This window comes from Corynebacterium jeddahense, assembly GCF_028609865.1.
GTDB classification, from domain to species: Bacteria; Actinomycetota; Actinomycetes; order Mycobacteriales; family Mycobacteriaceae; genus Corynebacterium; species Corynebacterium jeddahense.
In genome coordinates this window covers 974,957-988,471 of record NZ_CP063194.1, presented here as the reverse complement: position 1 = coordinate 988,471, position 13,515 = coordinate 974,957, and the positions used below count along the sequence as shown (strand labels likewise).

General features: G+C 66.5%; 12 protein-coding genes. 7 read left to right on the top strand and 5 right to left on the bottom strand.

All coding sequences use genetic code 11. The annotated features are described in order from the left end of the window. Positions 1–339: 339 nt before the first annotated feature. Positions 340–1,689 (bottom strand): IS256 family transposase, encoded by a 1,350-nt coding sequence (locus CJEDD_RS04925; protein WP_273657485.1) that lies wholly within the window; start codon positions 1,687–1,689, stop codon positions 340–342. Between the two features lie 123 nt (positions 1,690–1,812). On the opposite strand from CJEDD_RS04925, the gene CJEDD_RS04920 reads away from it, so the two are divergent. From CJEDD_RS04920 to CJEDD_RS04905, 4 genes are all read left to right on the top strand, one after another. Further along, on the top strand, positions 1,813–3,516 hold the full coding sequence (locus CJEDD_RS04920) for an ABC transporter family substrate-binding protein (RefSeq protein ID WP_042410450.1): 1,704 nt from the start codon (positions 1,813–1,815) through the stop codon (positions 3,514–3,516). A gap of 170 nt (positions 3,517–3,686) precedes the next feature. Beyond that, a complete protein-coding gene (locus CJEDD_RS04915; RefSeq protein WP_042410017.1) occupies positions 3,687–4,670 on the top strand; it encodes an ABC transporter permease in 984 nt (327 codons plus the stop codon). 156 nt (positions 4,671–4,826) lie between these two features. Continuing rightward, complete coding sequence (locus CJEDD_RS04910; RefSeq protein WP_415857863.1) at positions 4,827–5,765, top strand: ABC transporter permease; 939 nt, start codon at positions 4,827–4,829, stop codon at positions 5,763–5,765. After that, on the top strand, positions 5,762–7,717 hold the full coding sequence (locus CJEDD_RS04905) for a dipeptide ABC transporter ATP-binding protein (RefSeq protein WP_042410021.1): 1,956 nt from the start codon (positions 5,762–5,764) through the stop codon (positions 7,715–7,717). Before CJEDD_RS04910 ends, CJEDD_RS04905 begins: the two co-directional genes overlap by 4 nt. Here CJEDD_RS04905 and CJEDD_RS04900 read toward each other — a convergent pair. The 4 genes from CJEDD_RS04900 to CJEDD_RS04885 are packed head-to-tail and all read right to left on the bottom strand — an operon-like array spanning position 7,704 to position 10,867. Beyond that, on the bottom strand, positions 7,704–8,171 hold the full coding sequence (locus tag CJEDD_RS04900; RefSeq protein WP_042410026.1) for a nucleoside/nucleotide kinase family protein: 468 nt from the start codon (positions 8,169–8,171) through the stop codon (positions 7,704–7,706). The two genes, CJEDD_RS04905 and CJEDD_RS04900, sit on opposite strands and share 14 nt — an antisense overlap. Then, a complete protein-coding gene (locus CJEDD_RS04895; RefSeq protein WP_273657647.1) occupies positions 8,168–8,929 on the bottom strand; it encodes an energy-coupling factor transporter transmembrane component T family protein in 762 nt (253 codons plus the stop codon). The genes CJEDD_RS04900 and CJEDD_RS04895 overlap by 4 nt, the downstream gene beginning before the upstream one ends. Further along, positions 8,930–10,261 (bottom strand): ABC transporter ATP-binding protein, encoded by a 1,332-nt coding sequence (locus CJEDD_RS04890; RefSeq protein ID WP_042408939.1) that lies wholly within the window; start codon positions 10,259–10,261, stop codon positions 8,930–8,932. Further along, complete coding sequence (locus tag CJEDD_RS04885) at positions 10,262–10,867, bottom strand: ECF transporter S component (RefSeq protein WP_232297754.1); 606 nt, start codon at positions 10,865–10,867, stop codon at positions 10,262–10,264. 169 nt (positions 10,868–11,036) lie between these two features. Between CJEDD_RS04885 and CJEDD_RS04880 the strand changes: the two genes are divergently transcribed. The 3 genes from CJEDD_RS04880 to CJEDD_RS04870 are packed head-to-tail and all read left to right on the top strand — an operon-like array spanning position 11,037 to position 13,415. Continuing rightward, complete coding sequence (locus tag CJEDD_RS04880) at positions 11,037–11,933, top strand: DUF808 domain-containing protein (RefSeq protein ID WP_042408944.1); 897 nt, start codon at positions 11,037–11,039, stop codon at positions 11,931–11,933. Between the two features lie 2 nt (positions 11,934–11,935). Beyond that, positions 11,936–12,952: a hypothetical protein gene (locus tag CJEDD_RS04875; RefSeq protein WP_042408945.1), complete on the top strand. Its 1,017-nt coding sequence runs from the start codon at positions 11,936–11,938 to the stop codon at positions 12,950–12,952. Between the two features lie 43 nt (positions 12,953–12,995). Then, positions 12,996–13,415: a cupin domain-containing protein gene (locus CJEDD_RS04870; protein WP_042408947.1), complete on the top strand. Its 420-nt coding sequence runs from the start codon at positions 12,996–12,998 to the stop codon at positions 13,413–13,415. The last annotated feature ends 100 nt before the right edge of the window (positions 13,416–13,515 follow it).

Sequence of the window (13,515 nt, the reverse complement as noted above, 5' to 3'; positions counted from 1 at the left end):
GTGGGTTTTTAGCTTTCCCGAAAATCATTCAAATTTTTCTGTCGTTCGACAGCTATTTGTCATGTCATTTATGAACCGCCGTGTACTGGGGATACTCAACATGGCGGAAAAATTTTGGGAAGCTTTCTCGCATAAACCGCAAAATACTTTTGAAAATTAATGTGAACTGCATGACACCTGGTGTACGTTGTGCACAACCTGATTCACGTCCTGTTCACCGAGCGCCGGGACCCATCCCGATGCTCGGCGGACCCAGTCGGTGATGCAGGAGCCGCCGGAGGCTCCCTCCGGACCCACAGCCCGCGAGAGTGTCCGATTCTTTGTGTGCGGGGGTTTGGTTTACAAGTAGTCCGCGAATCGGTCGGGGTAAGCCACGGCTAGTTGGTTGATGGCTTGTTTCCACCCGGTGGCTTTCGCTCCTTCAATATAGCCGTTGCATTCAATCTCGCGCTTCGCTTTCCTCGCTCGCTGGGCGGCGCGCTTGTCTTCGATGTTGCAGATCATCAGCCACAGCGTTTTCAGCGCCGCAGTATCGTTCGGGAATTGGCCCCGGTTACGGGTAGCTTTACGCAATTCAGCATTGAGCGACTCGATCGAATTCGTGGTGTAGAGCACCCGTCGTGCCGCCGGCGGGAACTGCAGAAACGGCACGAACCGCTCCCACGCATCACGCCAAACTTTGACCGACTGCGGGTATTTCCGGCCGAGTTCACTGGTCTCGAACGCATCCAGGCTGGCACGTGCGGTGTCTTCGTTGGCGGCCGTGTAGACCTCACGCAGCGCACGGGAAACTCCCTTGCGGTCCTGATACGACACCCACCGGTTCGCAGCCCGAATCAGGTGCACAATGCAGGTCTGCACCATCGAATTCGGCCAGGTTGCCTCGACAGCTTCCGGCAAGCCTTTGAGTCCGTCGCAGCACACGATGAACACGTCCTGGACACCGCGGTTGGCCAGATCCGCGCACACCGATGCCCAGAATGCAGCGCCTTCATTGTCCGCGATCCACAATCCCAGGATGTGCTTGATGCCGTCCATGTCGACACCAACCGCCATGTAGCAAGCCTTGTTGACCACGCGGTGGCCATCACGGATCTTCACGCGCAGCGCGTCGAGGAAGATCACCGGGTAAAACTCATCGAGCTGACGGTTCTGCCAGATCATGACCTCTTCCAAGACCGCATCGGTAATGGTGCTGATCGTATCCGGGCTCATATCCACCCCAAGGGTGGTCGCTAAATGGTGCTGAATATCGCGCACGGTCATCCCGCCGGCGTACAGCGAGACGATCATGTCGTCGAGCTCTGTGAGTCGGCGTGCACCTTTCGGCACCATCCGGGGAGTAAACGTGCCGGCACGATCCCTGGGCACAGTCACTTCCACCGGGCCGTAGCCAGAATCGACGGTCTTGGTGTACGACCCGTTGCGGTGATTGCTGCCCCGCCCGGTTTCCACCTGGGCTTTCGCCTTGCGGTCGGAATGGCCGTAACCCAAATGCGCATCCATCTCCGCCTGCAAACCAGCGTTGATCGATGCCTGCAGCAAGCCTTTGACCAGCTCGCTTGCATCATCAGCCGAGGTCGACAGTTCACTGATCAAACTGGCGAGCTCAGGATTTTCCATCAGCTTCTCGCTGATCTCGTTGACCCTCGCCGGGTCATGGTTCTTCTTCGGTGACACCGTAGTCATTATCGGTGAAACTCCTTCTCAATCAGAGCCTCACACACAAACTTCCTGACACCCTCCAGCCCGCCCTTGGGCAACCGTCGCAATGCTTTCTGCGAACGGACGACCATCGAAAGGAACCAGACCATGAGCAAGCGCCTCCGCGTTGCGGCTCTCGCCGGCCTCTCCTCACTGTCCCTCGTCCTCGCCTCCTGCTCCTCGGACGGAGACTCCGAGAACACGACCGCAGGCAACTCCGCCCAGGAGACCGCGAACTCCAAGTCGGACAACAAGTCCGGTGACCAGCTCGACATCAAGCCCGCGGGCGACTACAACCCCATGGAGCGCGACCAGATCAAGGACGGCGGCGAGCTGACACTGGCCATCACCGAGATCGCGGAGCAGCAGAACGTCTTCCACGCGAACATGAACCTGTACACGCGCACGCTGTGGACGAAATACAACCCGCAGCTCTCGCTTTACGACGGCGACGGCACCTACCACCCGAACCCCGACTACCTCACCGACGTCAAGGACGAGACCAAGGACGGCAAGACGGTGGTCACCTACACCATCAACCCGCAGGCCGTGTACAACGACGGGACCCCGATCGACTGGACCGCGTACGAGAACACCTGGAAGTTCAACAACGGCACCAACCCGGATGTGCAGGTTAACTCCACCGACGGCTACGAGCTCATCGAATCTGTCACCCGCGGCGCGGACGACAAGCAGGCTGTGGTCACGTTCAAGCAGGCTTACCCGTGGTGGGAAGGCCTGTTTGACAGCCTTGTGCCGCCGCAGGTCAAGAACGCCGACACGTTCATGAACGGTTACCTGAAGAAGGTGCACCCGGAGTGGGGCGCGGGCCCGTTCAAGGTGGAGAACGTGGACTTTGAAACCGGTACCGCCACCTTCGTGCGCAACGAGAAGTGGTGGGGCGAGCCGGCGAAGCTGGACAAGATCACCTACCGCCAGATGGAGGATCAGGCCTCCCTCAACGCCTTCCGCGCCGGCGAGATCGACGCGACCGGCGTGGGCTCGCGCGACCGCCTGGCCACCGCGAAGGAGATGGGTGACGCGATTGACATCCGCACAGCACTCAACCCGGCGACCTACCTGCTCACGATCAACTCGACCGCCCCGGGCCTGGGCGACCCGAAGGTGCGCGAGGCGATCATGACCGGCATCGACCGCGAGCAGCTCGCGGCGATCCGCTTCCAGGGCCTCGGCTACACGGAGGATCTCCCGGGCTCGTTCAACTTGTACCAGACGCAGGAAGGCTACGAGGACAACTTTGGCGAGCTCGTGAAGTACGACCCGGAGAAGGCGAAGCAGCTGCTCAAGGAGGCCGGCTACGACGAGTCGAAGCCGCTGTCTGTGCGCTTTGTCACCCTGGGCGACTCGCCGATGGTCCAGGCCACCACGACGGCGCTGCAGGCGATGCTGCGCAACATCGGCGTGGACGTGCAGGTGGAGGAACGCCCGAGCTCCGACTTCTCCAAGGTGACGTCTGAGCGCGACTTCGACCTGTTTATGTCCGGCTTCAGCTCCTCCGACCCGTTCGGCGTCGCGTACTTCGGCCAGATCTACGCCTCCGACTCCGAGCTGAACAAGTCCGGCACCGGCTCGCCGGAGATGGACAAGAAGATCGAGGAACTGCAGAAGCTGCCGACGGCGGACGAGCAGATCAAGCGCGCCAACGAGCTGGAGAAGGAGGCGCTGAAGGAGTACGGCATCATGCCTTACGCCAACGGCCCCGCCATCGTGGCCACGAAGAAGGGCTTGGCCAACTTCGGTGCGAACTCCTTCGCCGTGCTGCCGGTGGAGAACATCGGCTGGGCGAAGTAACCGCCGGAGCCGTTGACCGCGTGGAAACGCCGCAGTAGGCGCAAGCCCGCCCCGCATGAGCGCTGGGCGGGCTTGCGCAGTTCGTTTTCCCGCCCCCCTCGCTCCGCCTTCCCGCGTCACGCACCCGCCCGCGAACCCCACACCCGCTCACCCCGGAACTGAGAGACCAGATGTTTCGCTATCTGTTTAGGAAAACGCTGAGTTGGGGCCTGATCGTCTTTCTGGCCACAAACCTCACCTACTTCCTCGCCAGCTTTTTCCTCGACCCCCGCGCCAACTACTTCGGACGCCGCCCTCCACTTGCCGACGACCAAATCGACGCCCTGCTTGAACCCCTCAACCTGAGCCCGAACACCCCGATCATGGAGCGCTGGTGGAACTGGCTCACCGGCATCCTCCTCCACTGGGACTGGGGCAAATCCCCGCTCGGGGACTCCGTCAACGAGCAGGTTTCCTACCGCATCTGGGTCTCGGCACAGCTGACCCTGCTCGCCACCCTGCTCTCCATCGTCGTGGGCGTGGCGCTCGGCGTCTACACCGCGTCGCGCCAGTACAAGCGGGCGGACCGCGTGTGGCAGGGTATCTCGATCATCACCATGAACATCCACGTCGTCGTGGCCTCGATCGCGGTGGTCTGGCTCGGCCTGAAGGTTAACGAGTGGACTGGGAAGCGCATCTTCTACGTCACCGGCGCCTCGACCCCTGGCGTGCAGGGCCTTGGCAACAAGATGGTCGATTACGCTCAGCACCTCGTGCTGCCGACGCTGTCGCTGCTGATCATCTCCTACGCCGGCTACCACTTCATGCAGCGCACCCTCTTGCTGGACAACCTCAACGCGGACTACGTGCGCACGGCTCGCGCGAAGGGCCTGACCAAGTCGCAAGCGGTGCGCCGCCACGCGCTGCGCACCTCGCTCATCCCCGTGGCCACCTCCGTCGCCTTCTCCGTGCCCGGCGTCTTCACCGGCGCGGTGATGACCGAGCGCATCTTCGCATGGCAGGGCATGGGCCAGTACTTCATCCAGACGATCACGCGCAACGACGTCAACGGCGTCGTCGTCGTTGCGGCCTTCGGCGCGGCCATGACCGCGGTCTCCGCGATCCTCGCCGACCTGATCGTCGTCGCCCTCGACCCGCGCGTGCGCGTGAGCTAAGGAGCATCGACCATGGCACCGAATACCCCACGCAACGAAGCGCGCCGGCTCAAGGATCCGCGGGCGCACAGCTCCACCGAGCTTGGCATGCACGCCAACATGCCGGTCAACGATCTCACCTCGATCTCCGAAACCGGCCGCCAGGCTGACGGTGTGATGAGCAAGGAGGCGGACAAGACCGCCGCCGCGCGCCCCAAGCGTGGCGACGGCGGTTCCGCCACCCACGACACGATGCGCGCCACCCGGAAGTCGAAGATCTACCTGCGTCGCTTTATGCGCAACAAGGCAGCCGTGATCGGCCTGGTCATCTTCTTCCTGCTCGTGCTGCTCGCACTGTTTGGCAAGTTCATGACCCCCTGGAACTACCAGGAGCCCGACTTCCTCAACCTCTCCGTCGGTCCGTCCTCCGACCACTGGTTCGGCACCACCGACTCCGGCAACGACCTGTTCGCCCAAGTCGTGCACGGCCTCGGTCGCTCGCTGACCATCGCGATCCCGGCGGCCGTGGCCACCACCGCGATCTCCGCCGTGGTGGGCGCGGGCGCCGCGCTCTACGGCGGCAGTGTGGAGAAAGTCGTTCTGGCAGTGATCCACTTCCTCCTGGCCGTCCCCACGTTCCTCATCATCGCCCTGTTGGTCTCCGGCTCCGGTGGCGACTGGAAGGTGCTCACCGTCGTCCTCATCGCGTTCGGCTGGATGTACTCCGCCCGCGTGATCTGGTCGTTGTCGCTGTCCATCCGGGAGAACGACTACGTGCGTGCGGCGAAGTTTATGGGTGTCTCCCGGCCGCAAACCATCGTCCGCCACGTCATTCCGAACGTCGCATCGCTGCTGATCATCCAGCTCATGCTGGGTATCGTCTCCACCATTATGTCGGAGACGGCCCTGTCCTTCCTCGGCTTGGGCGTGAAGCTTCCGGACGTCTCGCTGGGCACGCTCCTGCAGACCGGCACGGCAACCCTCATCACCGCTCCGTGGCAGTTCTACTTCCCCGCCCTGATCCTGACCCTGCTCACCGTGTCCATGGCGTTCATCGCCGACGGGCTGCGTGACGCGCTCGACCCGAACTCGAACTCCGGAGGCTCCGCAGTATGACAACCAGCATCAATAATTCCGACACCGGCCGGTTCGACGCCGCGTCCGCTGGCGACCCGGTGCTTTCCGTCCGCGACCTGCACGTCTCCTTCCCCTCAGAGGCGGGCGCCGTGCGCGCGGTTCGGGGCGTCGACTTCGACCTCTATCCCGGCCGCACCCTCGGTATCGTCGGCGAGTCCGGCTCCGGCAAGTCCGTCACGTCGCTGGCAGTCATGGGCCTACTCCCCGAATACGCAAAGGTCACGGGCTCGGTGCGGTTTGAGGGAACGGAGCTGCTGGGCAAGACCGACGCGGAGATGTCAAAGATCCGCGGCAACGGCATCGGCATGATCTTCCAAGACCCCCTGTCGGCGCTCACCCCCGTTTACGACATCGGCACGCAGCTGGTGGAGGCCATCCAGGCCCACAACAACATCTCCAAGTCCAAGGCCATGGAGCGCGCAGCGGAGCTGCTCGACCTCGTCGGCATCCCGGAGCCGAAGAAGCGTCTGCGCTCCTTCCCCCACGAGTTCTCCGGCGGCATGCGCCAGCGCGTGGTCATCGCTATCGCCATCGCGAATAACCCCAACGTCCTCATCGCCGACGAGCCGACGACCGCACTCGACGTCACCATCCAAGCTCAGATCCTCGAGGTGATTAAGAAGGCGCAGCGCGAAACGGGCGCGGCCTGCATCATGATCACCCATGACATGGGCGTTGTCGCCGGCACCGCGGACGACGTGCTGGTCATGTACGGTGGCCGCCCGGTGGAGCGGGCGGAGGTACACCAGCTTTTCGGCAACCCGAAGATGCCGTACTCCGTTGGCCTGCTGGGGTCGACACCGCGGGTGGATCAGCCGTCGAACGAGCCGCTGACCTTCATCGACGGCAACCCGCCGATGCTGATCGACGTCGCCGACCGCTGCCAATTCGCACCCCGCTGCCCCATCGCCGTGGACGCGTGCCTGGTCCAGGAGCCGCCGCTCGTGCCTAACGACGGCGACGAGGACCACCTAGTCGCGTGCGTCCGCCACGACGAAATCGAGCACGGCGCCATCGATGGCAAGCCCCTCTTCCCCGCCCCGGTGCTGCCGGAGGACACTTTCGCAGGCATCCCCCGCGAGGAGCGCGAGGTCACCCTCGAAGTGGAGAACCTGCACCGCGAGTTCCCGCTGACCAAGGGCGCGCTGGTGAAGCGGCGCATCGGCACGGTGCAGGCGGTCAACCACATCTCCTTCGACGTGCGCGCGGGCGAGTGCATGGCTATCGTCGGCGAGTCTGGCTCCGGCAAGACGACGACCCTGCTGGAGATCATGAACCTCGAGCCGGCGGAGGACACCCGTATCGTCATCTGCGGCCAGGATGCATCGACGATGACAGCCTCGCAGCGCCGGCAGGCGCGTCGCAACATTCAGATGGTGTTCCAGGACCCGATGAGCTCGCTCAACCCTCGCATGACGGTGAAAGAAATCATCCAGGAGCCGCTCGACGCCCTCGGCTATGAGGGGGACAAGGACGCGCGCATCTCGGAGCTGATGCGCACCGTGGGCCTGGACGAGAAGCAGCTGGACCGCTTCCCCGGCCACTTCTCCGGCGGCCAGCGCCAACGCATCGGCCTCGCCCGCGCGCTCGCCACCAACCCCGCGGTGATTGTGCTGGACGAGCCCGTCTCGGCGCTGGACGTCTCCATCCAGGCCGGCGTGATCAACCTGCTGGATTCGCTCAAGCGCGAGCTGGGCTTGTCCTACCTCTTCGTCGCCCACGACCTGTCGGTGGTGCGCCACCTCTCGGACCGGGTGGCCGTGATGTACAAGGGCGACTTCGTGGAATTCGGCGACACGGACGATGTCTTCGACCGCCCGCAGCACCCGTACACCAAGGCGCTGCTGTCGGCCATTCCGGTGCCCGATCCGGACGCGGAGCGCTCCCGCAAGCGCACCGTCTACGCGCCGGAGGAGGTCACACCCGCCTGACCTCGACGTCGACGGGCAGGGCCGGCAGGAGCGCCTCCTGCGCGGCCCACATCTCCCACCACGGCGCGTAGCCCGGGTCCCGGTTGAGGGCCCGGGCTTTCCGCGTGCCGGCGTCCGCGGTCACCCGCACGGTGTCCACCTCGCCGCGTCGTCGCGCGGCACGTATCGACGCCTCCGTGACCGCCCCCACGCCCTCCACGACGAGGTCCGCGGCCGGGTCGAGCGGCACCCATTCGCTCGGCCGATCCCGCTCCCAGTCCCAACGCCAGAACCCAGGGCGCTCCGGGTGGAGCACGTCCTCGGCGACCATGCGCGCGCCCTCGGCGAGCCCGCCCCAGCCGGGGTAGAAGTCGTCGAGGTGCACCACCTGGATGCCGAGCGCCTCGCCAATCTGCGCGGCGAGGGACGTCTTGCCGGCGCCGGAGGGGCCGTCGATGAGCAGGGTGTACGTCATCGCGCCGCCCACACCGGGCGCAGGTCGCCCGTTGCCCAGGCCAGCCCGAGCGCCGCGAGCGCCACGGCGAGGCACACCGCCATGACCGCCCAGTCGGGCGCGTCGAGCTTGGATTCGCGGGCCCACGTGCGCTTGCCGGGCCCGCCAAAGCCGCGCGCCTCCATCGCGGTGGCGAGCTTGCCGGCGCGGCGCAGCGACATGACGAGCAGCCCGAACGCGAGCGAGAACCAGTACTTGACCTTGCCCTGGTCGGCGATGCCGCGCGCGCGGCGGGAGCGGCGCATCGCGTCGAGGTCGTCGCGTAGCAGGGTGAGCATGCGCAGCGCCGCGACGGTACCGATGACAAAGCGCTCCGGCAGGTGCAGCACCTGCGCGAGGCCGTCGCCTAAATCAGTCGGGTCCACGTCGGCGGAGAGCACGACCACCGGCAGCGCGATGGCGAGGACGCGCAGGATGATCGCGCCCGCGAGCGAGACGGAGAGCTCGGTGACGTTGATGAGGCCCCAGTGCAGGTACGTCTCCCCGCCGGATTGGCCGTAGAGCGCCATCGGGATGCCGGCGAGCGGGGCGACGATAAGCACCGGCAGGGACCGCTTGAAAAAGCGACCGTAGCCCATCCCGCACATGGGCACCATGAGCAGCGTAAACGCGATGACGAAGGCGGCGGAGACCCAGTCCACCGTGAACATCAGCGGGGTGGTCAGAAGCGCCAGCCCGAGGATGCGGGTGACGGGGTTGATGTTGCGCAGCAGGTTCACCTACCCCTCCCCTCCCGCGGCGATGTGCTCGACGTGGTCGCCGAGGGAGGAGATGAACGCCTCGTCGTGCGTGATGGAGACGACCGTGACGCCCTCGTCCGTGAGCTCGCGGATGAGGCCGACGAGCTCGACAAAGGTCCGGTCGTCCTGGCCGAACGTCGGCTCGTCGAGGATAAGCAGCTGCGGGGCGTTCACCAGCGCAGTCGCCACCGAGAGGCGGCGCTTCTCCCCGCCGGAGAGCGTGAACGGGTTCGCGTCGAGGAGGTGGTCGAGGCGGAGGCGGGCCGTGAGGTCGTCGATACGCTGCTGCGGCGCGCCGGACAGCGCCATCTCCTCGCGCACGGTGGCGGTGACGAACTGGTGCTCGGGCTCCTGGAACACGTAGCCGATGCGGCTGGCCAGGTGCGCGGACGACCACTCGATGGACGGTTTTGTCAGCCCCTGCGCGATGCGCTCGGAATACTCGACGCGGCCCCGCTCGGGCGGGGTGAGGCCCGCGAGCACCTGCACGAGCGTGGTCTTGCCGGAGCCGTTCTCGCCGGTGATCACGGTGGAGTACCCCTCGGGCGCGCGCACCGTGCGCGGCGGCCCGAAGCGGGTGAGCAGGTCCTGCGTAGCGACGGCCGAAGGTGCCCCCGCCGGCACCTGCCTCGCCGGCGGCAGCGCCGGGGCGTCCGGGAGTTCCTCGGCGCCGATCCGTGCGAGGCCGCCGGGGCCGAGGCGGTAGAACGTGTCCACGACGCCGGCCCAGTGCTTCGGCCGGTGCTCGACGACGATGAGCGTGGCGCCGGTGCGCCGGCACACCCGGTCCACGGCGGCGATGACCTCGTCGCGCCCGCGCGGATCCAGGTTCGCCGTGGGCTCGTCGAGGATGAGGATGTCCGCGCCCATCGCGATGACGCCGGCGAGGGCGAGGCGCTGCTTCTGCCCGCCGGACAGGTGGGCGGTGCGGTGGTCGAGCGGGATGTCGAGGCCGACGGCGTCCAGGGCTGCCTCGACGCGCGGCCAGATCTCCCCCGGCGCGACGCCGAGGTTTTCCGCGCCGAACGCGACGTCGTCGCCCACGCGGGAGAGGATCGTCTGGGCCTCGGGGTCCTGCAGCACCATGCCGACGGTGCCGTCGACGTCGAGGGTGCCGGTGCGGCTGCCGTCCTCGGAGTCGTCGACAAGACCCGCGATCACGGCGAGCAGGGTGGACTTGCCGGAGCCCGAGTCGCCGGTGACGAGGACCCGCTCGCCCGGGGCGACGTCGAGGTCAACGCCCGTGAATGCGGGCTCGCGGCGCGTCGCGTGCTGGTAGCCCAGCCCCCGCGCCCGGATGGCGGGGGCCATCTACTTCGCCCGGCCGAACCGCTCCCGGCCGGCGCCGAAGCGGTCGAGCGCGCCGGTCTGCGCCAGGGCCTTGACCAGGTAGTGGCTGAGCACGCCGGCGAGCACGGCGCCGGAGATCACGGTGCAGGTGAGGTAGATGAGGTTGAACGTGAGGCTCATCGCGAAGTTCGCGGACGTGAACAGCTCGAGCACGAACGCGCCGACGCCGGCGCCGACGCCGGCGAGCACGGCCACCGGCAGGTCGAAGCGGCGGTAGGCGAAGAGCAGGAAAATCAGCTCCGCGCCGAGGCCCTGGGCAAGGCCGGAGTAGAGCGTCTCAATGCCCCACTGGCTGCCGATGAGCGCGGACACGGACGCCGCGATGACCTCGACGAAGATGGCCGCACCCGGCTTGCGGATGATCAGCCCGCCGAGCACGCCGCCGGTGAACCAGATGCCGGAGACGAGGCCGCCGAGGCCCGGGGTGAGGGTGTCCAGCGCCTTGAAGCCCGCGTAGCCGACGCTGTTCCATACCCAGAACAGCAGGCCGCACGCCACGCCGAGGACGGCGGCGGTGACGATGTCGATGACACGCCAGGAGTTGTTTTTCGGGGTTGTCGAGGGCAAGGTCAGTCCTTCCTATCGCCGGCATTATCCGGATCAGGTGCAACGGTTCGCCGTCCGCCGGCGTCTCAGCCCCCGCCCGTGTCTTCAATGCAGTTACGCACGAGATGCTACAGCATCGGTCGCGCGGTGCCGTATCCTGAGCGGGTTCCCATCTGCGAAAGGATCCCGTATGGCCGGTGGCCTCTTTGCCCTGCTCGACGACGTTGCGCTCATCGCGCGCCAGGCCGCCGCGAGCACGGACGACGTCGCGTCGATGGCGGCCAAGACCTCGGCGAAGGCGGCGGGCGTGGTCATCGACGACACGGCCGTGACCCCGCAGTACGTCTCCGGCGTCACCCCGGCCCGCGAGCTGCCGATGATCTGGAAGATCACGAAGGGCTCGCTGCGCAACAAGCTGCTCATCATCCTGCCGGTCGCGCTGCTGCTCAACGCGTTCGCCCCGTGGGCGCTCACCCCGATCCTCATGGTCGGCGGCGCCTACCTCTCGTTTGAGGGCGCGGAGAGGATCGCCGGCAAGTTCTTCCCCTCCGAGGAGCAGCCCGCCGAGAATTCGGCGCAGGATGAGGACGCGCTGGTCAGCAGCGCGATCCGCACGGACCTCATCCTTTCCGCGGAGATCATGATCATCTCGCTCGACGAGGTGAAGGACCAGTCGGTGTGGATCGAGGCGGCGGTGCTCGTCGCGGTGGGCATCCTCATGACGCTCGGCGTCTACGGCGTCGTGGGCCTGCTGGTGAAGATCGACGACATCGGCCGCGGCATGATCGAGCGTGGCCACGCCCCGCGCCTCGGCCGCGCGCTGGTCAAGGGCATGCCGGCCGTCCTCGACGTCATCGGCGTCGTGGGCACGGTGGCGATGCTGTGGGTCGGCGGCCACCTCGTCCTGCGCGGGCTGGACGAGGTGCTCGGCTGGCACTGGCCGCACCACGTCATCGAGCGGGGCCAGGACGCCATCGGCGGCGGCGCGCTCGGCTGGCTCGTGGAGACCGGGGTGTCGCTCGTCGCGGGCCTCATCGTCGGCTTCCTCGTGTACGGCGCCGTGCAACTCGTAAGGAAGGGGCGGTAGCTATGGCAGCTAAGCAGTACCTCCTCGCCCCCTCGACGTGGGGCGCGGGCGTTGAGGTTCCCGTCGAGCACATCTCCCAGGCCGCGTTGTTCTCGGATTTCGCGGGCCGCCGGGGCACGACGTACGTAGATGTGGTGCTCGAGGCGAACCCGCTGAACACATCGTGGCGAGTGCGCCGTCGCTCCGGCGGCGACCTGCCCGGCCCGGTGCTCGGCGAAATCGCCCCCGAGTGGCGCGCGTACTTCCCCGACATCGAACGGGTGCACGCCTCCTTCTTCCAGCCCGCCACCGTCGCAGAGGTCAAGCTCGACGCGGACACCGGCCGGTTCGCGGTGTACGTCGTGCTGCCCGAGCCGCAGCTCGCGGTGCCGCGCAACAACGCGCCGGAGGACGCCGCGGTGCTACGCCCCGGCGACATGCTCGTCGTGGACACCTCCGTCGGCGAGTTCAGCGCCGCCGAGCTCGCGGAGCGCTCCCCCGGCCAGTGGTTCGTGGGGCTGCAGCGTATCGACGACACCACGGTGGCCACCCTCGACGGCAGGGTCCTCGGCTCGCTGGAGGGCGAGGACGGGGTATGGACTGACGAGTTCGAGCGCGGCGCGCTGTGGTCCCGCGCCGTCGTGCTCAACGGCATGGCGGCGCTCGACGCGGCACCGCCGGACGAGGGCGTCGACTCCCTGCCCATGCTCACCGCCGCCCCCGTGCGCCCGCAGACCCCCTGGCAGCTCATCGAGTTCCCCGACGGCGGCTGGGCGGTAACGGTCGAGCGCTCCTTCGCCACCGAGGCGAAGCCCCGCCACACGGCGCGCTACGTCTCGCTCGGCGGCGAGGCCAGGCCCGCGGAGCTCAGCGCGCCGACCGAGATGTTCGGGCGCGTCGACGAGGCGGAGGAACCGCGGGAGGAGCCGACCGCGGTCGCCGTGCCGCAGGAGCCGGAGAGATATCTCACCGAGGTGGAGAAAGTCCAGCTCAGGCGCAAAAAGAGCGGGCGGAAGCGGGGTGGGCGCCACCGCCGCTAAGCTACGCTGGATGGTGCAACGATCCGCGAACGAAGGAGTTGACATGGCAGACAAGGGACCGAACCCGTACGTGCTGGACATCGAGCAGGCGACGCTGGACAACGAGGCGTTCCGCGACACCCTGTGGACCGGGCCGAACATGCAGCTGACCGTGATGACCATCCCAGCCGGCGGCGAGATCGGCGCCGAGATCCACGGCGACCACGACCAGTTCCTCCGCCTCGAAGAAGGCGAGCTGCGCGCGAAGATCGGCCCGTCCGAGGACGACCTGGAGATCGACCAGGTGATCTCCGCAGACTGGGCGGCGTTCGTGCCGGCTGGGAAGTGGCACAACTTCGTCAACGAGTCCGACGCCCCGGCGAAGCTGTACTCCATCTACGCGCCGGCGGAGCACAAGCCGGGCACGCGCCACGAGACGAAGGAAGACGCGGACAACGACCCGAACGAGACTGACGCCGCATAACCCCCGCGTGTACCACGGCCCACGAAACATTACGGTTTCGCGGGCCGTTTTCTCATACCTTTGCTAGAGTCTTCTGCGGTTTAAGAAGTATTACCAACAC

What these genes read in the sequence shown, in the direction of transcription:
- CJEDD_RS04875 (WP_042408945.1), top strand. Translation starts at nt 11,936, where the DNA reads ATGGCAGCTAAGCAGTACCTCCTCGCCCCCTCGACGTGGGGCGCGGGC.
- CJEDD_RS04910 (WP_415857863.1), top strand. Translation starts at nt 4,827, where the DNA reads ATGAGCAAGGAGGCGGACAAGACCGCCGCCGCGCGCCCCAAGCGTGGC.
- CJEDD_RS04900 (WP_042410026.1), bottom strand. Translation starts at nt 8,171, where the DNA reads ATGACGTACACCCTGCTCATCGACGGCCCCTCCGGCGCCGGCAAGACG.
- CJEDD_RS04890 (WP_042408939.1), bottom strand. Translation starts at nt 10,261, where the DNA reads ATGGCCCCCGCCATCCGGGCGCGGGGGCTGGGCTACCAGCACGCGACG.
- CJEDD_RS04925 (WP_273657485.1), bottom strand. Translation starts at nt 1,689, where the DNA reads ATGACTACGGTGTCACCGAAGAAGAACCATGACCCGGCGAGGGTCAAC.
- CJEDD_RS04920 (WP_042410450.1), top strand. Translation starts at nt 1,813, where the DNA reads ATGAGCAAGCGCCTCCGCGTTGCGGCTCTCGCCGGCCTCTCCTCACTG.
- CJEDD_RS04915 (WP_042410017.1), top strand. Translation starts at nt 3,687, where the DNA reads ATGTTTCGCTATCTGTTTAGGAAAACGCTGAGTTGGGGCCTGATCGTC.
- CJEDD_RS04870 (WP_042408947.1), top strand. Translation starts at nt 12,996, where the DNA reads ATGGCAGACAAGGGACCGAACCCGTACGTGCTGGACATCGAGCAGGCG.
- CJEDD_RS04905 (WP_042410021.1), top strand. Translation starts at nt 5,762, where the DNA reads ATGACAACCAGCATCAATAATTCCGACACCGGCCGGTTCGACGCCGCG.
- CJEDD_RS04880 (WP_042408944.1), top strand. Translation starts at nt 11,037, where the DNA reads ATGGCCGGTGGCCTCTTTGCCCTGCTCGACGACGTTGCGCTCATCGCG.